Annotated in this window: 15 protein-coding genes; all 15 read left to right on the top strand. The window is 44.9% G+C overall.

Annotated features, from left to right (window positions below; translation table 11 throughout):
• The first annotated feature begins 108 nt into the window (after nucleotides 1-108).
• Complete coding sequence (locus tag AC58PV_RS01280) at nucleotides 109-1,866, top strand: sensor histidine kinase (protein ID WP_497430483.1); 1,758 nt, start codon at nucleotides 109-111, stop codon at nucleotides 1,864-1,866.
• A complete protein-coding gene (locus tag AC58PV_RS01275) occupies nucleotides 1,863-3,467 on the top strand; it encodes a response regulator transcription factor (protein ID WP_497430482.1) in 1,605 nt (534 codons plus the stop codon). Before AC58PV_RS01280 ends, AC58PV_RS01275 begins: the two co-directional genes overlap by 4 nt.
• A 100-nt stretch (nucleotides 3,468-3,567) precedes the next feature.
• Nucleotides 3,568-5,106 carry an ABC transporter substrate-binding protein gene (locus AC58PV_RS01270; RefSeq protein WP_497430481.1) on the top strand — a complete coding sequence of 513 codons (1,539 nt, stop codon included), beginning with the start codon at nucleotides 3,568-3,570 and terminating at the stop codon, nucleotides 5,104-5,106.
• A gap of 101 nt (nucleotides 5,107-5,207) precedes the next feature.
• Nucleotides 5,208-6,020 (top strand): SDR family NAD(P)-dependent oxidoreductase, encoded by an 813-nt coding sequence (locus AC58PV_RS01265; protein WP_497430480.1) that lies wholly within the window; start codon nucleotides 5,208-5,210, stop codon nucleotides 6,018-6,020.
• Between the two features lie 160 nt (nucleotides 6,021-6,180).
• A complete protein-coding gene (locus tag AC58PV_RS01260) occupies nucleotides 6,181-7,779 on the top strand; it encodes a glycoside hydrolase family 43 protein (RefSeq protein WP_497430479.1) in 1,599 nt (532 codons plus the stop codon).
• 18 nt (nucleotides 7,780-7,797) lie between these two features.
• Complete coding sequence (locus AC58PV_RS01255; protein ID WP_497430478.1) at nucleotides 7,798-10,611, top strand: family 78 glycoside hydrolase catalytic domain; 2,814 nt, start codon at nucleotides 7,798-7,800, stop codon at nucleotides 10,609-10,611.
• Nucleotides 10,608-12,914, top strand: a complete 2,307-nt coding sequence (locus AC58PV_RS01250) for a glycoside hydrolase family 2 protein (protein ID WP_497430477.1) — start codon at nucleotides 10,608-10,610, stop codon at nucleotides 12,912-12,914. The genes AC58PV_RS01255 and AC58PV_RS01250 overlap by 4 nt, the downstream gene beginning before the upstream one ends.
• Nucleotides 12,915-13,121: 207 nt before the next feature.
• Nucleotides 13,122-14,951, top strand: coding sequence for a sensor histidine kinase (locus AC58PV_RS01245; protein ID WP_497430476.1), 1,830 nt, complete (start codon nucleotides 13,122-13,124; stop codon nucleotides 14,949-14,951).
• 27 nt (nucleotides 14,952-14,978) lie between these two features.
• Nucleotides 14,979-16,562 (top strand): response regulator, encoded by a 1,584-nt coding sequence (locus AC58PV_RS01240; protein ID WP_497430475.1) that lies wholly within the window; start codon nucleotides 14,979-14,981, stop codon nucleotides 16,560-16,562.
• 178 nt (nucleotides 16,563-16,740) lie between these two features.
• Nucleotides 16,741-17,622 carry an ABC transporter permease gene (locus AC58PV_RS01235; RefSeq protein ID WP_497430929.1) on the top strand — a complete coding sequence of 294 codons (882 nt, stop codon included), beginning with the start codon at nucleotides 16,741-16,743 and terminating at the stop codon, nucleotides 17,620-17,622.
• Between the two features lie 2 nt (nucleotides 17,623-17,624).
• Nucleotides 17,625-18,494 (top strand): carbohydrate ABC transporter permease, encoded by an 870-nt coding sequence (locus AC58PV_RS01230; protein ID WP_497430474.1) that lies wholly within the window; start codon nucleotides 17,625-17,627, stop codon nucleotides 18,492-18,494.
• A 70-nt stretch (nucleotides 18,495-18,564) separates the two neighbouring features.
• Nucleotides 18,565-20,154 (top strand): type 2 periplasmic-binding domain-containing protein, encoded by a 1,590-nt coding sequence (locus tag AC58PV_RS01225; protein WP_497430473.1) that lies wholly within the window; start codon nucleotides 18,565-18,567, stop codon nucleotides 20,152-20,154.
• 70 nt (nucleotides 20,155-20,224) lie between these two features.
• Nucleotides 20,225-22,873, top strand: coding sequence for a glycosylhydrolase-like jelly roll fold domain-containing protein (locus AC58PV_RS01220; protein ID WP_497430472.1), 2,649 nt, complete (start codon nucleotides 20,225-20,227; stop codon nucleotides 22,871-22,873).
• A 3-nt stretch (nucleotides 22,874-22,876) separates the two neighbouring features.
• Nucleotides 22,877-24,454 carry a glycoside hydrolase family 43 protein gene (locus tag AC58PV_RS01215; protein ID WP_497430471.1) on the top strand — a complete coding sequence of 526 codons (1,578 nt, stop codon included), beginning with the start codon at nucleotides 22,877-22,879 and terminating at the stop codon, nucleotides 24,452-24,454.
• Between the two features lie 36 nt (nucleotides 24,455-24,490).
• Complete coding sequence (locus AC58PV_RS01210) at nucleotides 24,491-26,281, top strand: family 43 glycosylhydrolase (protein ID WP_497430470.1); 1,791 nt, start codon at nucleotides 24,491-24,493, stop codon at nucleotides 26,279-26,281.
• Nucleotides 26,282-26,310 lie beyond the last annotated feature (29 nt).

Here is a 26,310-nt window from a genome sequence, read left to right as displayed (position 1 = left end):
TCAAATGGACAACGCCACAACTGACTTATTAGGGTTGTGGCGTTGTCAGTTATGGTAAGAGTATGGTAGGTTTACATTTTAATGGATGTCCAAAGGAGCTGAAATGACATGAATACGCCAGCAGGGTACTGGAGACGTGTCTCACTGCGAGCAAAGCTAATCGTCAGCGTACTAATCATGACGATACCGCTAGTGGGGATGCTCTTCTATAACAACTATTATGCCATTCATGTCGTTCGCGGCCAGGTTGCGGATTCCTATACGAACATGCTGAATCTGTACACGAATCAAAATGATTCCCAGCTAGACGATATCGACTCGTATATGAGAACTTTGGCGGGCTCTGGTTACGATTTGCTATCGCTTAGTCAGGAAGTAACGGATAGCGAGTATTACAGTGCTAAAATTTATTTATTTAATAAATTAAGTAAAGATATAAGTTTATACGATCCTATAAGTACTTTTTTCGTATATACGGATCATCGGCAAGACTATTTTAACATTTCAAAGAATAACCCTTCAGCCATTAAGGAAAATGATATTATCCAAAAATATATGATTGATTATATTCATTCTGAGCGATTTCATTCAGAGAGTTCAGCTAAGGCTTGGAACTATGTTCAGATTAACGAACAAAACTATCTCGTTGATATTGTTCATTCAGGGGACAGCTATCTTGGAGCTTTGGTTAGCACCGAGGAGTTAGTAAAGCCACTTCGTTCTCTTCAAATTGGAGAGGAGGGAGAGGTCTTATTATCCAATACGCAAGGGGAACCGATTTCGAATTCCAAGCTCGTAAGTCAATATAAGATTGAATTGCAACAGGAAGTAAATGAATACTATATTTCTGGGACTCAAAAGAAATTTCTTGTCGTCGGAGCTCCATCCCATCGTGGTGACTTCAGTTTAGTTGCACTGATACCAGATCAACACATATTGGCCAATCTGCCGTATCTCCAGTCCATCGTGTGGTTCATCACAATCGGCACATTTCTCTTTATTCCGATGGGGTTGTATGCCATGAGGCAAACTATTCTAGTGCCTTTATATCGATTACTTCTCACCATGAAAAAAGTTCGGGAAGGCGATTGGAGCAGCAGGGTAGCGCTTCATAATACATCTGGAGAATTTCAAGTGATCGGCGGGGCCTTTAATGCCATGATGTCGGAGGTTGAGCGGCTTCGCATTAACGTGTATGAGGAACAGTTAAACAAGCAAAAGGAGGAATTACAGCGGCTGCAACTGCAAGTAAATCCCCACTTTTTCTTAAATACGCTGAATATCATTTATAATTTGGGTAAGATCAAGAATTATGAGCTGATTTTGGAAATGACAATGTCCCTCATTGAGTATTTCCGATTTATGTTCCGCAGCAATACCTCTTTTGTAGCGCTCAAAGACGAACTGAATCATACTCGAAACTATTTGAAAATCCAAAGTTTGCGCTTTCCCGAGAAGCTGAAGTGGGCGATCCACGCACCGGATTATTTAGCCGATGTTCCCATCCCTCCGCTAGTTATTCAATCGTTAGTCGAGAATGCGATTAAACATGCGGTTTCGCTAGATGAACTGCTTACGATCGACATACGGATTGAATTTCTAATTGAAGAACATAGCTCTAGAATGAAAATAAGCATCAGTGATACAGGACCTGGATTTAAGGCGGAGATACTTGAAAAACTGCAGGCAGGTTTAAGTGTGGAAAATGATCGCGGAGAGCATACGGGAATTTGGAATGTAGAACGGCGAATCCGCCTATTATATGGGGAATCCGCTTCAATTCTCTATGATAATGATCAAGATATGCATGGAGCTATAATCGAGTTGATTATTCCTACGAATCCAGGAATGGAGGAAACCAGATGAACGTTCATTTGCTCATCGTAGACGACGAAGTTCTCGCTATTGAAGGGGTAAAATCCGATCTTGATTTGACCAAATTGGGCATCAGCCAATTGTTCACGGCCATTAATATCAGACAAGCCAAGGAACTGTTTGGCAAGGAACGAATCGATATTTTACTGTGTGATATTGAAATGCCTCAAGGCAGCGGGTTTGATTTACTGACCTGGGTGAGAGAGCATCATCCGAATACAGCGACGATCTTTTTTACAAGTCATGCTGATTTCCGATACGCCAAAGAAGCGCTGCAGCTGGGAAGTGTGGACTATCTATTAAAACCTGTTCGTGCAGCTGACTTGGAAGCGGCTATTTTCAAAGCACAAGCCATAATTAATCGAAATAGCGAATTCAATAGAAACAGTCAATCCCATCAATTATGGCTAAAGCATCACGCTTTTATCATCGAAAGGTTCTGGGTGGACTTAATCCATCACTCCATCCCCAGTCAGCGTGCCGCGATACGCGAACAAGTGGAACTACATCATATTCCCATTACAGATGAATCGGTTTTTCTTCCCATTCTCATTTCGGTACAGCGTTGGAAGAAAGGTTTAAACCGCCGGGATGAGAAGATTCTGGAGTATGCGTTGAAAAATACAGCCGAAGAACTCATGATCGGTGACGGCGTTAACGGGATTTGTTTTCATTTGGATCGAGGCATGTTGTTGATTATCATGGCAGATGGTAGTGGGGCGAACTGGGCGTACGAACAACTTTATCAAGCATGCGAACAATATATAAAGTCATGTAATGATTATTTTTACTGTGATCTCTCCTGTTATTTTGGGCGTGAAGTGGCAGCTCATGAAATGGCTGAGACGGTAGCTGCATTGCGAGGATTTGATCGCAATAATGTTATTTTTGTGAATCAAGTTTTTCCTCAAACGGATAGCGGCACATCAATGCCTCCTGTAAAGCTGCCTGGATTAGGCGTGGTTGCCTCTCTCATGAAGACAGGTACGAAGGATGCCGTCATTCAGGAAGTGGAAGCGATGATTGGCAGTCTTGTCAGCAATCAAGGCGTAGATGCCGAAATCTTGCACCAATTCAATCAAAATTTTACACAAGTTGTCTTCTCCTATCTGAATTTAAGGGGGATTGAAGCTAATCAGTTATTCGGCGATGAGGAGTCGAGGCGTATAGCGGAGACGGCGGTACGCTCAATCACTGATATGATTGCCTGGGTTCGTCATGCAGTGAGTAAAGCGATGATCCATGCAGAAGTGGTGAAGGAGACGGAAAAGATCGTTCAGACCGTGAGAGCGTTTATCTCGCATAACTTGGATCAAGATATGACACGCGAAACGATAGCTGACCAAGTGTTTTTACATCCTGATTATTTAACGAGAATTTTCAAAAAAGAGACAGGTTATGCGTTATCCGATTATATTGTGCTGGAAAAAGTTAAAGTTGCCAAGGAGCTATTGTCTCGAACAGAGCGCCCTGTAAGCGTAATTGCATCGACGTTGGGGTATACGAATTTCTCCTATTTTACGAAGCTATTTAAGAAGCACGTCGGATTAGGGCCAATGGAATATAGAAGTCAAAACAACAAAGATAAATAAGTCGTGAAAACGCTATTATGATGTCGGTGGAGTGTTAGTCGCTCACTTCATTGAACGATATGATGAAGGAGTAATGAATGATACTTCTGGGGGGAATACGATGAAAAGGAATTTGAAGTTGGCGACATTGTCGCTTGTCACTATTATGTTAACAGGTGTGATTGCCGGGTGTTCATCTTCGAAAACAGAAGGAAATAGTGGTGCCGCTTCAACAGTAACTCCAGCTTCCAGCGCAAGTGCGAGTAATGCTACGAAAGATCCTTATGAAATCGCAATTGCTATGCCGGCATTCGGAGCAGTACCTAAGGATATCCAAGTAGTACAAGATGAAATTAGCAAAATTACGAAGGCTAAAATTAATGCAACAGTAAAAATCATCCCCATCAGTATCGGGTCCTGGTCGCAACAAATGAATTTGATGACCTCTGGTCGTGAAAAATTGGATCTATTCTTTGAGTTTGGTGCGGGGTACAGTGCCGACGTGGCTACAGGGAAAATTATCGCGATTGACAGTCTACTCGATAAGTATGGTGAAGGAATCAAAAAACAGATCGATTCTGCCTATCTGAATAGCGTTAAGATTGAAGGAAAAACCTATGGTGTGCCTGTCTATAAGGATTATACAACTGGAGTTCCAGGAGTTCTAATGCGGAAAGATTTAGTGGACAAGTACAAAATTAATGTAGCAGCCATTAAGTCGATGGACGACCTAGATCAAGTATATAAAACGATTAAGGATAATGAGCCTACACTTGCTCCACTCGGAGCCGGGTTATCCACGCCTGCAGATGTTTATGTCTGGTATGATAAGCTAGGGGATCGATTGGGTGTATTACCTGGGTATGACAACGGTTCGAAAGTTGTGAATTTGTTCGAAAGCAAGGAGTATGAAAACTATTTGAACAAGGTTCATAGTTGGAATAAGGCTGGATATATCAACAAGGATGCTGCTACAACGCAAGCTAACGCCTCCGATTTGTTGAAAGCCGATAAGGCATTTTCTTATTTCATCGGACTTAGACCAGGGAACTTGGAATCGGAAATCCGAGCGAATGGCAAAGATCTCGTTTTTGCACCTTTGATGACTGATATATATTCGACTACATCCAATGCACAGGGAGGATTGTGGACGGTATCTACGAACTCTACGAATCCTGAACGCACCATGATGCTCATGAATCTGATGTACACGGATAAAGATCTTGCCAATTTGTTTATCTACGGCCTTGAAGGGAAGCACTATGTGAAGGCTTCTGAGAATGCGATCGATTACCCGACAGGCATCGATTCGAAAACAGTTGGATATTCGATTCAAAGTTGGATATACGCTAACCCATCCATCGCATATCAGATGAAGTCCGACTTGCCGGAAATGTGGAAATTGACGGCTGAAGCCAACCAAAAAGCAATTAAATCGAAAGCGCTAGGCTTCACATTTAATTCGGAGCCAGTTAAGAATGAGGTTATTGCACTTAAGAATGTAACCGATCAGTATGCCAAAGGTTTGGAGACAGGCACACTCGACCCGGTCGATAAGTTAGCAGATTTTAGAGCTAAACTGAAAGCCGCGGGTATTGATAAAGTGATCACAGAAAAGCAGAAGCAGCTCGATGCTTGGGCGGCAGCGAACAAAAAATAAATAATCAAAAACTGGATTTCCATTGATCGATCGGCGAGCGGTTAGCCCGTGCTGGCGGTTGATGGAATTCTCTTTTTTAGATGACTAGAGGAGGATATAACATGAAGGTTTTCGGGAAAGTGATTGTCGTTACAGGAGCTGGAGGCGGTATAGGACGTGAATTGGTCCTACATCTCCTTTCAAAAGGGGCGAGCGTTGCGGCGGTTGATATTAATAAAGCTGCGTTGGAAGAAACGATTCATCGCGCTGGTGAACGAAGTGGGAAATTATCCACGCACGTCGTCAATCTAACAGATCGAGAGTCAGTTGAGGCACTTCCAGAGCAAGTCATAGCTCGTCACGGGGCAGTTGATGGAATCATTAATAATGCGGGGATTATTCAACCGTTTGTGCATGTCAATGACCTTGACTTTGATAAAATCAAACAAGTGATGGATATCAATTTTTACGGCACGCTGTATATGACGAAGATTTTTCTGCCGTATCTGTTGAAACGACCTGTAGGGCATATAACGAACATTTCTAGTATGGGCGGATTCCTGCCTGTTCCTGGCCAATCCATATACGGTGCATCTAAGGCAGCTGTTAAACTACTGACGGAAGGTTTATATGCTGAGCTTAAAGATACGAATGTGAAAGTAACCGTCGTTTTCCCAGGTGGTGTGGGGACAGATATTATGAAAAACTCGGGGGTAGAAGGTTTTACGAATTCCAATGCAAGCGACCAAGATATTTCCAAGTTATTAACACCCAAGTCTGCGGCAGAAATGATTGTTCAAGGAATGGAATTAGACCAATACAGAGTGTTGGCAGGTAAAGATTCTAAGATCATGGATGCTCTATATCGTTTAAGTCCTAAACGAGCAGCGGGGCTGATTGCGAAAAGTATGAAGAAACTAATTGAAGTAAAATAATAGTTTTGAAATCTTAGGCTTGCTAGAAGGTAACTCTAGCAGGTCTTTTTGTATCCCTAAAAAAAGGTCGGCAAAACGTTATGGATACGTCGTGAGAGTGTTAGTGAGCACTTATATAAAATCTTATGATGGTAAGAAAGTTAGCAATGCAGTAAACCGTATGTTGAAACCAAAATTGTACGAGGAAAGGGCGATCACATTGACTGATTCATCGACATCCATTCAATATACGAACCCGGTTATCCCGGGATTCCATCCTGACCCGAGTGTGTGTCGGGTAGGTTCAGACTTTTATCTAGTTACAAGTTCATTTGAATATTTCCCGGGCGTCCCGATCTTCCATAGTCGTGATCTCGTTCATTGGACACAGATCGGACATTGCCTTACCCGCCAGAGTCAATTGGACCTGGAAGGCTGCAGAAGCTCCATGGGCATTTATGCGCCAACGCTTCGCTATCATAATGGCCGTTATTACATGATTACGACGAATGTGAAAATGTTTCGCAATTTCTACGTCTGGGCGGAAAATCCGGAAGGGCCATGGTCCGAGCCCATTTGGCCTGAGTGGCCGAGTGTAGATCCTTCTCTTTTCTTCGATGAGGATGGGCGGGTTTACATCACGGGGACTGGTGGATTTTTTGGAGATGAACCTAAGGGGATTTATCAAGCGGAAATCGACATCGCAACGGGTAAGCTGTTATCTGAACGTCGTCTAGTTTGGCAAGGCACTGGTGGTAAATCGGCGGAAGGCCCTCACCTATATCGGGTGAATGGACAGTATTACTTGATGATTGCAGAAGGTGGAACTGAGTACGGACATATGGTCACGATCGCGAGAAGCAATTCGCCGTACGGGCCATATGAGAGCAATCCTGCCAATCCCATTTTGACGCACAGGAGCTCAGGATACCCCATCCAGGCAACAGGTCATGCGGATCTGGTTCAACTGGAGGATGGCAACTGGTGGGCGGTTTTCCTAGGCATTCGTCCCGTATCTGTGCCATTTAGCGGACGCCACCACCATCTGGGCAGAGAAACCTTTCTCGCTCCAGTGACTTGGTCCGCGGAAGGATGGCCGGTCATCGGGGATAACGGCAAGGTTACCGAGAAGATGGATGCCGGAACGCTCCCGATTGTCAGCGATGGCACACCTACGCTTGACGTTGACGATTTTAATGCCAACCAGCTGGGGCTGGAGTGGAATTTCTTACGAAATCCACATGCTGAGGATTGGTCTCTTGAAAAGCGGCCGGGCTGGCTGACGCTTCTTGGTTCAGAAGTGACCCTGAATGATACGGGTTCTCCCGCATTCGTCGGGCGGAGACAGCAGCATTTCAAGTGCAGCGTGTCTACGTTCATGTCTTTCGATCCTGCTCATGAAGGCGAGGAAGCGGGACTTACCGTGTTTATGAATGATCGCTTCCATTATGAGATTGCGTTGACTCGTGGGGGGGATGGCCAGCGAAAAGTCATTCTGCGCAGACGAATTGGCTCTTTATGGAAAGTGGAGCTTGAAGAGACTTATGATGGCTCTGACATCATCCTCAGTTTGGAAGCGGAGCCTGCCCAATACACGTTCTATTACGCTTCCCCGAATGGAGAACGTAAATCCTTTGGTTCGGGTGAGTGCTCATTGCTCTCGACCGAAGTGTCCGGCGGTTTTACAGGCGTGTATTTCGGCTTGTATGCGACGGGTAACGGTAAACGATGTGAAGCACCAGCGTCATTCGATTGGTTTCAATATACAGTTAAATCATAGTTAGAGGAGGTCACCACCATGTTGGAAGTCGTAGCATTGCGAACGGAGTATTTGGTAAATCCATTGGGACTGGATATAAGAAGGCCGCGTCTAGGCTGGAAGCTTCGTAGTGAAGGCAGGAACGTCCTACAAACCGCCTATCAAATTCAATCTTCGGCAACCGAGCGCTTCACTGCCCTGATTTGGGACAGCGGCAAGGTTGAATCGGGCCAGTCACAGGGCATTGGGTATGCAGGACCAGCATTAAAATCGCTAGAACGCATCTATTGGCGAGTCAAGGTATGGAGCAATCAAGAAGGGGAGTCACAGTTCAGCGCCCCTGTTTACTTTGAAACGGGGATGTTAAATGCTTCAGATTGGGTAGCTCGTTGGATTGAGCCTGAGACAGATGTGGACATTCACGCCTATAAGCCGGCGCCATATATTCGGAAAGAATTCACTGTAAAAAAGGGACTCGTCTCGGCAAGAGCCTGCCTTACCGCGAAGGGGTTATACCGTTTTTATCTAAACGGAATTGAAGGTACGGATCATCTGTTCACGCCTGGGTTCACTTCGTACCATAAACGCTTGCAATACCAGGTTTACGATGTAACGGCTTTGCTGCAAGAGGGCTCCAATGCATTAGGTGTCATCCTCGGGGATGGTTGGTGGAGAGGATCTACAGGCGGGGCCAATCTCAAAAACAATTTTGGCTATAAAGTCGCTTTCTTAGGGCAATTCGTGTTGGATTACGAAGATGGCAGCCGTGAAATCATCGGCAGTGACGGCTCATTTAGAACTTCCAGCGGACCATTGCTCAAGTCGGATATGAAAGCGGGAGATGTATATGACGCCAGAATCAACATCGAGGGTTGGAACCAACCTTCGTATGATGATTCTGCATGGGCACCCGTCCAGCTCACAGCCGATGGCTTCGACAATTTGATCGCTACTCGAAGCGTCCCTGTAAGAGCGAAGGAAAGATTTACTCCACAAGTGATGGGCACGCCAAATGGAGAGACGATTCTCGATTTTGGTCAAAATATCGCCGGCTGGGTAGAAATGAAAGTTAAAGGCGAAGCAGGGACTGAGATTGTTCTCATTCATGGGGAAGCCCTAGATCTCCACGGCAACTTCACTTTGCAAAATCTAGCAGAGCATGGAACAGTTGAGGATTTCCAAGAGGTTCATTACATCACGGCTGGCGATAGTGTAGAGAGCTATAGTCCACGGTTTTCGATTTTTGGATTCCGCTATGTACATGTTAAGAATTATCCGGGAGAAATCACACCTGAGAATTTTACAGCTGTGGCGGTGTATTCCGACTTAGACGAAACCGGAGATTTCACTTGTTCGAATCCGTTAATCACGCAGTTGGTGTCTAACTCCAAATGGAGCCAGAAAGGCAACTTCATGGAGGTGCCTACGGATTGTCCAACACGGGAAAGAGCGGGATGGACAGGGGATGCGCAAGTATTCAGTAGAACAGCCTCAGATTTCATGAATGTGTACCCTTTCTTTGAAAAGTGGATGGCTGACGTAGCAGCTGAGCAATTTGCTGATGGTTCTGTCGGCAGTACCGTGCCAACGGTTATCGGGCATCACAGTATGGAGGAATGGGAACGATTCATGGCGCAGAATAAAAACCCAATGATAGCAATGCGCAGGCCGAAACCAGGCACAGCCAGTATTCTTGATGGCTCTGCAGGCTGGGGCGATGCGGCGGTTATCATTCCATGGACGATGTATCTGTGTTACGGAGACAAGGCGATCTTAGAGAAGCAGTTCGATTCAGCCCAAGCGTGGGTGGATTACATGGCTGGCTGTGCGAAGGATGCGAATGAGCTATTCCAAGATTCGCCTGCTTATCACCATTTTACGGATGGGGAACGTGACGCTGATTACATCTGGGATACGAAGTTCCACTGGGGCGAGTGGCTTGAAACAGACACGGAAATGAGAGATCTCATGGCCGTTTTGACCAAAACCAAAGGAAACCATCCGGATGTATCCACCGCGTACTTCGGCTATTCGACACGATTATTAGTTGAAATGGCAGCTGTACTCGGGAAGACAGAGGAAGAAGCCAAGTATCAAGCGCTGTATGAGAAAATTAAACACGTGTACAACCAGTATTTTATTAAAGATGATGGCTCCATCTTGGAAGGCAGACAAGCACCAAATGTCCGTACACTTGCCTTTGACTTAGCGTCTGAGGATAAGAAACAGGCGGTCGCCGACAAGCTAGCTCAGCTGGTTATTGAACAGGACTATCACTTGAATACTGGATTCCTTTCGACACCTTTCATTCTTCAAGTGCTGGCGGACTACGGTCACGCAGATGTCGCTTTCCGATTGTTGGAGCAGGATACATGCCCTTCATGGCTGTATGCCGTTAGCAATGGTGCAACTACCATTTGGGAAAGTTGGAAAGGCGTTAAGCCTGATGGTGAATTGTCAGGGTCTCTGAATCATTATTCGTATGGAGCTGTGTGCAACTTCCTCTTTGCGGGGATAGCGGGCATTCGCCCTGTTTGGGAAACGCCTGGATATAAACATTTTGTATTGAAGCCTTTGGTTGGCGGAACGTTGACGGAAGCAGCGGCTACGTATGATTCCCAATACGGCACGATTACATCGAGTTGGGCAAAGTCAGAGCGCGGAGTCACCTATCGCTTTGAGGTGCCAGTGAATACGACGGCGACGATCATGCTGCCAGGCACGCGAGACGATTTCAAGGAATTATCTGGCGATTACCCAGATGCGCGGTATGAAGTTGGACGCATAGTAGTTACAGTAGGAAGCGGCGAATATCAGTTCACAATTCATGTAGGGAGTGTGGCTACACAATGAGAAAAACGATTGGGATGAATGAAGCTTGGAAATTTATTCGTCAGGACGTCGAGCAAGCTGAACGTGAAGGGTTCAATGATGAGCTGTGGCAACATGTCACGATTCCTCATACATGGAATGCAATCGACGGCGCAAATGGCTATGAATACTACCAAGGTGCCTGCTGGTATAGAAAGTCTTTTAAGGTGGAGCCTTCTAGTCAAGGAAATAAGGTGTTTATTGAATTTCAGGGCTCGAACAGCGTGACGGATGTCTATGTCAACGGCCAACATTTGGGCCAGCATAAAGGTGGATACTCCACCTTCAGATTTGACGTGACAGAAGTTGTTAAATATGGCACTGCCAATGTACTTGCGGTAAAAGTGGACAATACCGTTATGGATGATGTCTATCCGCAAAAAGCAGACTTTACGTTCTACGGGGGGATTTACCGCGATGTGAATATCGTGGTTGCAGCGCCTGTTCATTTTGACTTGATGGATCAGGGCTCACAGGGTATTTATATTGTTCAGGAAGAAGTATCGCAGGAAAGAGCTCAACTGAACATTAAATCCATCCTTGTGAATGACGGCAAGGAAGAGAAGAAGGTCAACCTCTGGGTGGATATCCTTGATGCTGACAAGCATGTTGTCACCTATGCCACGAAGGAAGTTGTGCTCGCTGCCGGAGAGACTCAAACCGTAGAACTGCCTTGCAACATTGACAATCCTACGCTATGGAACGGTAGAAAAAATCCGTATATGTACAGTGCCAGCCTATCCTTGATTAGCTTTAATGACACAATCGATGCGTTGTCGATTCCTTTTGGCGTCAGATACTTTCAGGTAGATCCTCAAAAAGGCTTCTTCTTGAACGGCGAGCATCTGTCATTAAATGGTGTATCCCGCCACCAAGACAGGAAGGACATGGGCTGGGCCATTTCGGAAAAAGAACAAGTCGAAGATATGGCATATATTCGTGAAATCGGTGCCTCCTCCATCCGGTTAGCTCATTACCAGCACAGTCAATTTTTCTATGATTTGTGCGATCAAGAGGGCATGGTCGTATGGGCCGAGATCCCGTTCATTTCCATTATGTCGCAGAATGAGTTGGAAGGCATTAATGCGAAGCAGCAAATGGTAGAGCTAATCAGACAGAACTTTAATCATCCTTCTATCATCTTCTGGGGCATTCAAAACGAGATTCAAATCGGCGGTGAACGTCCTGAGGTTCGTAAACTCGTTAGAGAGCTGAATGCATTAACGAAAAAGGAAGACCCAACTCGTTTAACGACCATGGCTAATGTTCTATTTGTCAACGAGGAAGATGAATACAACCGGATGACGGATGTGATTGGTTACAACAAATATTATGGTTGGTACCACGGAAAGTGTGAGGATTTTGCACCTTGGCTGGATAAGTTCCACCGCATTAACCCTGATATACCGCTGTGTATTTCCGAATATGGAGCAGAGGGTATTGTCCAATACCATAGTGCGGACCCAAAGGTAAAAGATTATACAGAAGAATATCATGCCTTGTTCCATGAAAAAGTATGGAAGACCTTCGCGGAAAGACCTTATCTTTGGGCTACGTATGTCTGGAACATGTTTGATTTCGGAGCGAACATCCGAGATGAAGGTGGCGTGAAGGGTAGGAATAACAAGGGGCTTGTTTCCTATGACAGAAAGATCAAGAAAGATGCCTTTTACATGTATAAGGCTCATTGGTCAGACGAGAAATTTGTTCATATCACGAGCAAGCGCTATGTGGACCGAGCAGAGAGCAGCATTCAAGTTAAGGTGTATTCCAACTGCAAGGAAGTAACGCTCTGCGTCAATGGAACTGAAGTTCAAACGAAAATCAGTGATGATAAAATTTTCATTTTCGACCATGTATCTCTGGCTGAGGGTATCACGGAAATACGAGTAGTGGCTGTTGAAGACAATTCGAAATATGTGGATTTTGCGAAGTTTAACAAAGTAGACGAACCGAATCCAAGTTACGAAGCTCCCGTTGAGGAGAAAGGTGAAGAGGTTCAGAACTGGTTCCAAATGCCTGAGTTAGAGGGAGAGCTCGAGGAATTACAAATTACGGATGATGTTTACTCAACGCGTTGCACGTTTAAAGTGCTTTTCGAGAACGATGAAGCGGCAGCCGTGTTAAACAAATATTTAGGAGAAGGCTTTAGATCGCAACCAACGTATAGTATGACGCAAGGATTTATGATTGATATGTTGGCGGAAATGGCGCCTGATCACTTCACTGACAAGCTATTGTATGCACTCAATAGAGAGCTGACCCGTATTAAGAAGTACATGTAATATCCACTAGGTTTGAACAGACAAAACACCTGTTCAAACCATCTTTGTTTTTCACACCTAGCGTAATATCCTTTAAATGACCCAGTAAAAACTTTGAAATACCTCTTTATTTCGTCAGTTGAATTTAGTATATTTTCGTGTGAACATAAACAAAATAACCTGTACTAATAATCAATTATATGAAGTGTACAAAAGGATGGGCTAGTCATGGGGAACAATCGTTGGACACAAAGAATAGTTGTTATCATCAGAAACATGAAATTCCAAAACAAACTCATGTTCGGTTATCTTCTCGCTTGTGTCATCCCTCTCATAAGTGTAAGCGTTATCATATTTAATCAATCAGCAGCAGGGCTGGAGGACTCCTCCGAAGAGTTTGCTTCCTTGTATACATCTCAGATTCGGACCACGTTGAATCAGTTTGTTGAAGAATATGACAAAGTGACCAAGTCCGTTCTTGTCGAGAACGGTTTGATATACAACTTAGCAGGAGAGCAAAATCTGTCCATGGAGGAACTGATCAATCAAAAGATGGCGGTCCAGCGTCTGATGATGCGAGTTACATGGCTCAAGTCTGACATTAGTACCTTGATGCTGGTGAGCCGCGATAACAATGTTTATCAATATACGACAACAACAAGCAGAGTGAATGAGAACGCTTTACTTTCACAGGCTAAAGTGTGGAATGAACGGTATCGGAACACCGAGGATCCGTTTTTTATTACAGGGCTCCATGATCGTTCCTATTATGAGGATAAAGGTAAGGGAGCCGTCGTAACGGTAGGGAGACTGCTGTTCAGCTCCGATGGGGCTTATGCGGGCCTACTTCTGATTGACCTTGATCCCTTCATCTTGCTGCAGCTCGATCCAGATTTTGTCTTGGCACGTGATAAATACGGGATGAGTGTCATCATCAGTAATCGTCAGAAGGAAATTGTCTACCATTCCGATGCGGCTAGCGGTCGCATGACATGGGAACGTGCGCTCGAGTTTGGTGCAGATTTTATTAAGGATCGTGAAGACAAAGACCGAATTATTTTAACGGGAAATACTTCAGATGGGGATTTAGTTATCAAAACGGAAATACCGCGTTCCAGACTACTTCAGAAAATTAATCGTATCAAAGGGGTGACTGTGATTGTCATCCTGTTGAGTTGTGTAATCATAGCCCTAATCTCTTTCGGATTAAGCTACACGATCACTAGGCCGATTAAAGCGCTCCGTAGAAGTATGAAACAGGCGGAAGCTGGGCAATATCTGCCTTTGGAAAGAGAGCAGGCTAACGATGAAATCGGAAGTCTTGTATATAGCTACAACAAAATGATTATAACGATTCGTACCTTAATTGAAGAGGTATATTTAGCGGAAATAAAGCAACGTCAAGCTAAATTAATAGCGCTTCAGAATCAAATCAATCCACACATGCTCTACAATACGTTGGAATCCATTCGTATGAAGGTACTGGCCAAGGATGATGAGGAGAGTGCCGGTATGATTATGATTCTGGCACGCATGTTTCGGCTCGCCTTGGGCAAGGGGGGCAAACAGCATACGATACAGCACGAATTGGCGTACACCGCTAATTATATGCAACTTCAAAATATCCGATTTGATAATATGTTCAGCTTAAGTGTCAGGATTCCCGAAGAGATTCAAAACTGTACGATTATCCCTCTCGTATTTCAGCCAATCGTTGAGAATAGTATCAACCACGGATTCATGGATTATAGTCATCCCATAAGTATTGTGATTGAAGGCGACTGGACGGATGAGGGGGAGATTATCATTCGGATCAGGGACAATGGGGCAGGTATCTCAGAGGAGAAGCAAGATGAGCTGCTTGCGATGTTGGCGCATGTGGAATTGGATAAATACAAACTTGAAGAGGATAATGAATCAGAGAATAGCGGACTAGGTCTGAAAAATATTGCTGAGCGGATCAAGCTCCATTACGGAGACAAGTATTATTTGACGATTCGTTCAGGTATGAACCGTGGAACAATGGTTGAGATTTGTATTCCGAAACTTAGGGGCTAAGTATGGGAAGAGTGGGAGGCATGGGGAATGAAACTAATTTTAGTAGATGATGAAAAAGGCATTGTAGATGGTCTCAAAAGAATGATAAACCGCTATATTCCGGAATGCGAGGTTATCGGTACGGCTCACAATGGCTTGGAAGGCTTCGAATTAATTCAAACCCTTCAACCAGACTTGGTTATTACGGATATCCGAATGCCGAAAGCAGATGGCCTTGACATGATTAAGATGCTGAATGACGAGGGGAGTCAGGCGAAATTCATCCTCTTAAGCGGGTATACCGATTTCGAATACGCAAGGCGAGGCATGCAATTAGGTGTACACAACTATATCAACAAACCAGTCGAAGTTGAAGAGCTGCGTGAATGCGTAGGTCAGGTCTTGGAGAAGATTCGCTTAGAAAGAACCAAGATTCAAGAAATGAATGAGTTGAAGCAAGAGGTACTTACCCGTAAGCAAGAGAAAGATTGGCGGGATGTGCTTGATCTCGGAAGCGATAATTCAGATTTCTTGGAAGAGCTGCTTCAGACTGCACAGATCCCCATGGAGAATGCGTCTTTCGTGTGCGCTCTTCTTGAGTTAGACGGCAGTACAACTGCGATGAAGGAACTTAGACTACATGATGTATTTGAGAGTATCGATCGGGCTTTTAAACACTACCAAGGCGTGTTTCGTTTTCGCTATGCCGGCTCCCAAGTGGCTATCGTGATAGCTCATAGTGGGTCCATCAAGTATGAGGATATAGTCCGCGCAAGCTCGCTTTTGAAGGAGGACATACATCTTGCATTGGATCTGTCTGCAACCCTGGGAATTGGAACTATACAGAAGAGCGCTGTCGGAGTCAGCCAGTCGTTTGAAGAAGCCAGTTATGCGTTAAGTTACAAATTCATCAAAGGAACCGATGCGGTAATTCCGTTTCCAGAGATCAACAACCTGACAGTACCCAGCCATGCTGTCCCTGGGGAGTTGATCGCTAAGCTCGAAGCTGGTCTCGATAATATGGACGAGTCTGGGTGCGTAGAGACCATTCGGGAGATCTTCCGAGGGATGGAAGCAGAAAAGAACATGAGAGCGGCAGATCATCAGTCTCTGTGCTTGAACATACTTCTCTCATGCGTTCGGAACATGCCCTTTCAACAGCTGCAGCAGAACGATTTCTTGGGCCGACATATTCTATCTCTAGAGAGTATTTCGCGGTCTCGGACGTTAGAGCACCTTGAAGAATGGACACTTAAAGTCATACGACGAATTATTTCATTCAAACTAGAGCATAATATCCCCAAGAAAAAGGACATTATAACAGAGATCAAGGATTATTTGATGAAGAATTACAAAGAGCCGATCCGAATTGCGGATTTAGCCTCTCGTTTTTTTATCTCTCCCCTTTATTTAAGTCAGTTTTTCAAACAAAAGACAGGGGAAACATATGTGAATTTTCTGACTCAGATCCGCATCAACAAAGCCAAAGAACTTCTACAGAGTACCGATTTAAAAGTGTACGAGATCTGCGAGATGGTTGGATATTCGGATACCCAGCACTTCGCTAGATTATTTGAGAAACTAACTGGATGCAAACCAAGGGAATATAGAAAAAATACACCAAATCCGTAATGTAATTGGCCACTCCGACCAGGAGTGGTTTTTCAAATTCTAAGAAATGACCTTGTTTTTACTTGGATTTGCCCAATTGAGGGAAGCTCCCCCTGGCGGTATGATTATACATGTAAGCGATATCAACAAGAGAAGATACGGGGGAGGGAACACAGTGAAAGTAGCTTCAATCAATCGAATGAAGGTGTATTGGCCGTTATACGTCATGGCGATTCCGGGAATTATTTTTCTCGTTATATTTAAATACATCCCGTTGGCCGGCGCTGTAATCGCCTTCAAAGACTATTCGGTGTTTAAAGGATTCATCGATAGTCCATGGGTAGGTCTCAAACATTTCAACACATTAATTGATCATCCTGATTTTGTAAGGGTGTTCAGTAATACCATGATCTTGGGGTTTCTGAAAATCGTTCTCGTTTTTCCAGTTGCTGTTCTGCTGGCCCTTATGATGAACGAAATTCGAATATCAGCGCTTAAAAAAGGGATTCAAACCGCGCTGTATATTCCACACTTTTTGTCATGGGTTATCGTGTCTGGTATTATCTTTGATTTCTTCTCAATCAGCGGATTGTTCAACATCGTCATTGGGTGGTTTGGTCATGAACCTGTGCTAGCGATGCAGGAGAGCGCATACTTCCGGCCTATCTATGTAATCTCATCCATTTGGAGAGACGCTGGTTGGGGAACAGTCGTATACATGGCTGCCATCAGTGCGATTGATCCTCAGCTCTACGAATCAGCTATGATGGATGGGGCATCAAAATTTAAGCAAATTCGTCATATTACGTTTCCGCTTTTACTACCTACAGTGCTTGTCCTGTTCTTACTGGAAATCGGTAACTTCCTAGATTTAGGATTTGATCAAGTCTTCAATATGTTAACTCCAATGACTTACAGCGTAGGAGATATCCTCGATACGTATGTGTTCCGAACAGGTATTCAGCAGGCACAGTATAGTTTTGCAACGGCTGTTGGATTGTTCCAGTCCGTAATCGGATTTACATTGGTGTTTATCTTCAATAAACTTTCGAAGAAATTCTCAGATGGGGGGCTCTGGTAGATATGTTTGAATCACGTGGAGAGAAAATATTCGTATCGACCATCACGATCCTTCTCATCTTGTTATCCGTTATGGCACTGATACCGCTGCTGTCCGTAATTTCAACATCATTAAGTTCCAAAAGTGCTGTAGATATGAATCTCGTCACAATTTGGCCCAAACAATTTACGCTAGACTCATGGGGGCAAATGATTGACCGCGTGGACCTGTGGAAATCGTTTTCCCTAACGCTCATATCGACGGTAGTAGGTACGGCGCTTGCTTTGTTGATGACTGCTTTACTCGCATATCCTTTGTCGAAATCGGAGTTTCGTTGGGGCCGCGTTATTATGATCGGTGTCGTCATTGCGATGATCTTTAAAGCACCGCTTATCCCTTATTTCCTTACGGTTCGAGGTGTCGGGCTGTATAATAACCCGTTGGTGCTCATCGTGCCGCACATTCTGAATCCGTTCAATCTAATCATCATGCGATCTTTCTTTAAAGGGTTTTCCAAGGAATTGGAGGAAGCGGCATTTATCGAAGGATGCGGATATTTCCGAATGTTGTTTCAATTCGTACTTCCGCTGTCCAAAGCAGTATTGGCAACACTGGCGCTATTTTACGGCGTTGTGTTATGGAACCAGTTCCAACATCCACTTTTGTTCTTGCAAGATCCTAATTGGTTCCCGCTGCAAATTAAGATTCGCCAGTTCATCACAGATGATAACGTGATTATGGTTGGGGCAGCTTCTACGGCTGACTTGAACTATAACGAGCGAACATTAAGAGCCGTGACAGTTATCTTCGCCATCATTCCAATTGTTATGGTGTATCCGTTCCTTCAGAAATACTTTGTCAAAGGCGCTATGATTGGTTCGGTAAAAGGGTAAGAAATTCTTCTGGTTTCTAGGCATTTGCCTTAAACATATTATTTATTTCAATTCATAGGGGGATTAACACATGGGTTTTAAAAAGTTAGGTTTGGTATCTGCGACATGTCTCCTTGCGATTACGGCGGCCGTGACTGGCTGTAGCAGCGCAAACAAAGAATCTTCCCAAGGTACGACTGCACCTTCTGCACAGGTTCAGGATGCAAATGGCAGTGAAGTTGTGGATATTGAAGTGTGGGGTACCAATATCGGGTACAAACCGATCACAAAAGGCAGCAAGCTATATGAATTGTATAAAGAAAAGCTAGGTGTTGGTGTCATTCATCCTTATGTAGAATGGAACGGGGGCACGAATTACCTAAATCAGTTGAACTTGAAAATCGCTGCCGGCGAAATACCAGATCTGTTCCTTCCTAAGGAAGGCATTGAAAACAGTCTGGCTAAAAATGGTGCGATTGCGGATCTTACTGAACTGTTGCCTAAATATGCCCCAAATCTTTGGAATGCGATTCCGAAAGATATTTGGGATATCGTGAAAGCGAACGACCCTACAGGTCAAGGGAAAATCTTTTACATCCCTGGCGTCGTTGACTACGGCAGATATGCAGGGATGATTCGCAAGGATTGGCTAGACAAATTAGGGTTACAGATGCCGAAAACGCAAGACGAGTACGTCAAAGTCTTGGAAGCGTTCCGTGACAAGGATCCTAATGGCAATGGTCAAAAGGATGAGCTTCCAACAGGTGGACGTCAGGAAGCGCGTTGGATGGATCATTTGTTCGCGATGTATGGCGTGGCTATGTTCGAAGGATACCCGCAATGGGATCTATATGACGGCAAGCTGACTTATGCTGCAGTAACACCGAACATGAAATCCGCTTTGGAATTTGCTGCTAAGTTGTATAAAGACGGACTGCTTGATAAAGAATCACTGCTTAACGATAAGGCGAAGTGGGATGGAAAAGTTAATGACGGTAGAGCCGGGAACTTCTTCCACTGGGCAGAAACTAGCTATTTATACATGGAAAACACATTCAAAAACACAGGTGTAAAACCTGACTTTGCAGTCCTTCCTGTGCCAGAAGTTCCAGGATACAAAGGTTTCTATACATGGAAAAGATTCTTAGAGCCACAATGGGTTGTTAAGAACACGAAGGATCAAAAGAAATTAATGGCAACATTGAAGCTGTTGAACAACATGTATGACAAGAAGACTTGGAACTCCCTATTCCTTGGTGTAGAAGGTATGCACTATACGATGAAGGACGGCAAAGCGGTTAAACTTCCGGATGACAAGAGCACACAAGAAAATCTAATTCTTGATCCATATTCCAAATTGTCGACACTTGACTTCATGACTGAACTAAATAAAAGCACAGCATCAAATGATAGAATGTGGGCAGTTGATCAAACGAATAGAAATATGCAAGAAGCACAAAAGTATGCAAAAACAATTGCCGGCGACGGTATGCCAGCAAGTGTTTACGACGGCTTCCCAGACATTAACAACCGTACATTGTTTATCGAATACGCAACTAAGATTATCCTTGGCCAATTCCCGATCAGCAAATTCGATGAGTTTGTAGAAAAATGGAACAAAACGGGTGGCGAAGAAGTAACGAAACGCTCCAGAGATTGGTACGCAAAAGTGAAAAAATAATAGAGATTGACTCGATCCGCTCGGCTTCTTATCGAAGTCGAGCGGATCTTGTTACAAATAGGAGGTACCCATGAGTAATCGTATGAAAGAAGTGCTTGAAGGCCAAGAGAATAATTACATTCTTCCTTTTCTGTGGCAACATGGTGAGGAAGAAGCCGTGATCCGTGAAGAAATTGCCCGTGTGCATGAATCAGGCATCGGAGCTGTATGTATAGAAGCTCGTCCACATCCGGATTTTCTAGGACCAAAGTGGTGGACGGATATGGACATTATTATGGATGAGGCCCGCAGCCGCGGCATGAAGGTTTGGCTGCTGGATGATGACCATTTTCCAACAGGACATGCCGCAGGCAAAGTAAAGGATGCGCCCGAAGAGCTTCATCGCAAGTTTCTGGCTGAGCGTTATATCGATACGCTCGGCCCGGCCAAAGGCACATCACTGCTGCTGAATACTTTGCTGATGCGTGGCCTTCGACCGACGATCTCCCATCCGGAGCGGGCAACTGGCTTTAATAAACTAATCTCCGTTGTCGCGGTTCGCCGTGATCCAACAAGTGGAGATTTGCTTAGCGATAGTATCGACATCACGGATTGCGTGCAAGACGGCATCCTATACTGGGATATTCCTGAAGGATATTGGCGCGTATTCATTATCACGGAAAATAAGGATGGCGGCAGCCTGCAACAAGACGATTATTTGAATCCATTGGATAGAGATTCTGTACGCATTTTGCTAGATACCGTGTATGAAGCTGTGTATGAAAGATATAAGGCTGAATTCGGTAAAACGTTTGCTGGATTTTTCTCGGATGAACCAGGATTTTACAATGACAAGACGACCTTTGATTTCCAATCTAGACCAGGCAAAAAAGGCGTGCCGCTGCCATGGAGCAGTGATGTGCCAGTTCTGCTTGAGCAGGCGCTGGGTGCCGACTACCGCAAACACCTTCATCTTCTCTTTCATGATGGGGGAGAACAGACACATATCGTGCGGTATGCCTATATGAATATCGTAAGCAAGCTCTATGCGGACAACTTTTGCAGCCAGATCGGAGAGTGGTGCAGAGCCCGCGGAGTTGAATATATTGGACATGTACTCGAGGACAACAACGTCCATGCAAGGCTTGGCTCCGGAGCAGGACATTTCTTCCGTTCCATGTGGGGGCAAGATATGTCTGGCCTCGATGTGGTGCTGTGGCAGATCGTTCCTGGCTTTGATGAATTATCGTTTAGCAAGCCAGGTGGGGATACGGATAGTGAGTTTTTCCACTATGGGCTTGCCAAGCTTGGCGTATCGCTGGGGCACCTCGATCCGAAAAAGCAAGGACGAACGATGTGCGAAGTCTATGGGGCATACGGCTGGGCGGAGGGCTTGAAGCTCATGAAATGGCTTACGGACCATATGCTAGTCCGCGGCGTCAATTATTTTGTCCCGCATGCCTTTACGCAGAAGGATCCAGACCCAGATTGTCCACCGCATATGTATGCAGGGGGGAAAAATCCTCAATATCGCTATTACAAGCATTTAAATCATTACATGAATCGGATCAGTCACCTGATTTCAGGTGGACGGCATGTAGCCACTGCGGCCGTTGTGTATCATGCTGAAGCTGAGTGGTCAGGCGAGGCGATGCTGTTCCAAAAGCCCGTGAAGCAATTGATGCAGCATCAGATTGACTGCGAAATCTTGCCAATCGATATCCTATTGGATGCGGCAAGCGTGAAGGATAACAAGCTACATGTGCATAATGAGGATTTTGCATGCCTTATCGTGCCATATGCAGAGGCGCTCCCAGCCGCGGCGATTCGCCGATTGGCAGCGTTTGCCGAACAAGGCTTAGCAGTGCGTTTTGTCGGCGGATTGCCGACACGATCGAGCGAAGGCAGCGAAGTTACTACTGAACTAGTTGAGCTTGCTAATCACCGAAATGTAAAGGTTGTTGCACTAGACGTCTTGGCGCAAACGCTTGTTACGGATGGACATTATGAGATTCAAATTGACGCAATTGAACCTTATCTCCGGAACTACCATTACGCGCATGAAGGCTTGGACGTATTTATGTTCTTTAACGAACATCCGCATCAAACCATTCGCAGGAAAATCGTTTTGCCAGTCAAAGGTGATGTCTATGCCTATGATGCCTTTATCAATCGACTGACAAAGCTCAATGCCTTGCAGGAGAAGGATTCGAGCACAACAGTCGAAGTTGTCCTTCATCCGTATGAGTCTATCGTACTCATTCATGGTACTGATCTTGAAGGACATGAGGGCGCACCGCAGATTGCAAGTGGTTCGGAATTAGAGATAAACAGCGAATGGACGGTGTCCATGGCTACCGCGGAACAATATCCTCATTTTGAAGCATGGGGGAAAATGAGCACCTTAAGCAATATGAGCGATGCTGGTTGCTTGCCGCGATTTACAGGGACGTTCCGTTATGAAACGGAATTTGAGTGGCATGAAACGGTGAATCAAGGTATTCAATTAGAGTTGGGTGAAATCTATGAAACCGCGCAAGTATGGATCAACGGTGAAGAGGCAGGTGTTCGTATTTGTCCTCCATACGCCTTAGCAGTCGATGGTCTTATCCACAAGGGTACAAATAAGTTAGTCGTAGAAGTTACGAATACGATGGTGAAAGAACTGCCCGACTTCTTGTCGGCCTTCGCACAGCAGGAACCAAGCGGACTTATCGGGCCTGTGCGGGTGATTGATTAGATTATGAATGAAATCGTGAATCCCATTCTGCGCGGCTTCAATCCCGATCCCTCCATCATTCGTGTCGGCGATGACTACTATTTGGCAACGTCCACCTTTGAGTGGTTTCCAGGTGTTCAAATTCATCACTCCAAAGATCTTGTTCACTGGAAGCTCCTGACACATCCGCTTCAGCGAACCTCACAGCTGGATATGTTGGGAAATGTGAGCTCAGGGGGAGTATGGGCACCATGTCTAACTTTCGATAACGGCATCTTCTATTTAATATACACGGATGTGAAATCTCGCAAAGGCGCATTCAAGGACACGCATAATTATTTGGTAACCGCTACGGACATACTTGGACCTTGGTCTGATCCCGTGTATTTGAACAGCAGCGGCTTCGATCCGTCCTTGTTCCACGACGAGGACGGTCGTAAATGGCTGCTTAATATGATCTGGGATTTCCGCAAGGGCCGCAACAAGTTCGGTGGCATTGTCATCCAAGAATATTCGGTCGATGAAAACAAATTAATTGGCCCTGTGTCTACGATCTTCCAAGGGACGGAACTTGGATTCACGGAAGGCCCGCATGTATACAAACGGAATGGTTTCTATTATTTGATGACAGCCGAAGGCGGGACGAAATACGAGCATGCTGTTACGATGGCCCGTTCAACCTCCCTTCTCGGTCCTTATGAAATCGACCCGCATAATCCAATGCTGACAAGCTTTGGAGCTGCGGATTCGATTCTTCAGAAGGCTGGTCATGGCGACCTCGTCGAAACTCAAAACGGTGAATGGTACTTGGCACATTTGTGCGCAAGACCGACTGTGGAACATTTTTGCACACTAGGAAGAGAGACGGCGCTTCAAAAATGTGTATGGGACGACAGCGGCTGGCTGCGATTGGCGGGAGGCGGAAATCGTCCGCTCCTACAAGCCAAAGCTCCCCAGCTTCCGAGTTTCCCTTTCCCGGCGGAAGCGGAGAAGGACGATTTTGATGAAGCAAAGCTAGGTTTGCATTGGAGCACACTGCGAATTCCACCGGATCCAAGCTGGTTCTCGCTAGAGGAAAGAGAAGGGCATTTGCGACTTCGGGGAATGGAGTCCTTAAGTTCGTGGCATCGCCAAAGTCTCGTAGCTCGCAGACAACAGTCGTTTCAGTTCGAGGCAGAAACTCAACTCGAATTTAATCCAGCACATTTTCAGCAAATGGCAGGCTTAATTCTGTATTACGATGGGGACGATTATGTCTATTTGCGTATCTCGCATGAGGAAGAGGCTGGCAAGGTGTTGGGGATTATCCAGACGATTCAAGGACAGTACGATGAATTCCTTGATGCTGAAGTGTCGATTCCCGAACATACACCTGTCAGGTTAAAAGCGAATGTGAATCGGGAAAAGTTGCAATTTTCTTATGCACTCGGGGAAGGCGATTGGAATTGGATCGGCCCTGAAATCGATATTCGTCATCTTTCGGATGATGCCGCGTTTCCGCTGCGGTTTACGGGTACGTTCGTTGGCATGTGTGTGCAAGACTTGAGCGGCACCCGACTACATGCGGATTTTGATTATTTTGTTTATAAAGAACGGCATTAACTCTGAGTAATCCGCCTTGTGGAAGGAGCAGCTTATATGACATATGTATGTAATCCCATTAACATGGCATACAAATATCAATTTATTCAATCTGGGAAAATGAGCATAGCAAGAGAAGCAGCAGATCCCTCTTTAATCTTGTTTAAAGGAAAGTATTATCTATTCCCATCGATGACAGCAGGATTCCTAAGGAGTGATAACCTAGTCGATTGGGAATTTCATAGCCTTACAGGTGTGCCGATTTATGACTACGCGCCTGATGTTAGGGAAATCGGGGAATATATTTATTTTTCTGCATCTTCCAAAAGTAAAAATTGCTCCTTCTTTAGGACGAAAGATCCCGTCCAAGAAGCATTTGAAGAAATTCCTGTGGATTTCCCTTTTTGGGATCCAAATCTGTTCGTCGATGAGGATGGCCGCATTTATTTCTACTGGGGCTGTTCCAACATCACACCTATTTATGGCGTTGAGCTGAATCCTGCGGATATGAAACCGATCGGTAAGCCGCTTGAACTTATTTTTGGTCAGCCCACATGGATTGGTTATGAACGAAGCGGTGAAGATCATGTGTTTGACAAAACAGCGGAACAAATCGAGGAATTGGTTCAAGCCTATGCGCAAAGCGGAAACATGACCGAAGAAAAACTGGATATGTACAGGAGAGTTGTCGGCAGTGATCCCTACATCGAGGGACCGTGGATGGATAAATATAATGGCAAATATTATTTGCAATATTCCAGCCCCGGAACGCAATACAATGTGTACTCCGACGGTGTCTACGTATCCGACAAGCCGCTTGGACCATTTGTTTTAGCTCAAAATAACCCTTACTCCTATAAGCCGGGCGGATTTATCCCCGGTGCCGGTCATGGATCCACACTGGAAGATAAGTTTGGCAATTGGTGGCATACCTCAAGTATGAGAGTCAGCGTAAATCATCCTTTTGAAAGACGTTTGGGGTTGTGGCCGGCAGGCTTTGATCCAGACGGCGAATTATTCTGTAATCAGCGATATGGCGATTGGCCTATGAAGATCGAACAGGCAGCGATAGACCCTTGGTGTAATCCAGATTGGATGCTTCTCTCCTATGGCAAGCCATCTTGTGCCTCTTCTTGTGAAATAGGGAAAGACGCTTCGAAGGCAACGGATGAAAATATTCAGAGCTGGTGGAGGGCAGCATCCCATGAACCAGGTGAATGGCTTGAGATTGATCTGAAGCATGTATGTGACGTACGTGCTGTACAAATCAATTTTGCCGATGATCAATTGGACCTTTCGTTTCCAGAGGGGGTAACACCAATGGAAAACGGAGTCATCAACATAACGAAAAGATACCTGGATGAGCGGAAGCATGTGACAAGATGGCTTCTGGAGGGTTCCATTGACGGAAAAGACTATTTTGTCATGGAAGATAAATCAAGCGTGGATTCGGATTTGTCACATGATTTCGTTGTGAAAGAAGATGGGGTGAAAGCACGGTATATCAAGTGTACGGTTTTGGAACTTCCCTTCAATCAACATGCCTGCATATCCGGATTGCGAGTGTTTGGGATAGGTGAAGGGGAACTTCCTGAGCAAGTATCCAACGTTCAAACGAAACTCTTGAGTGAATTAGACCTTTCCGTCACATGGGAAAGCGCAAGTGTGCTTGGGTTCAATGTACTATGGGGCTTTGCACCAGACAAACTTTATCATAGTTATATGGTTTTTGAGAAGAAATCCGTCCAAATTGGCGCTTTAATGAAAGGGCAATCGCTCCATGTCAGGGTTGATGCTTTTAATGAAGTAGGCATCACCGAAGGGGAAGTACACTGTGTAATTGAATAGCTGCAAGTAAAAGTAAAGTGAGGTCTGGC

Source organism: Paenibacillus sp. J22FR83, from assembly GCF_059691955.1.
Note: the sequence above shows the minus strand (reverse complement) of the source record. Positions and strands in the feature narration are given on the sequence as shown.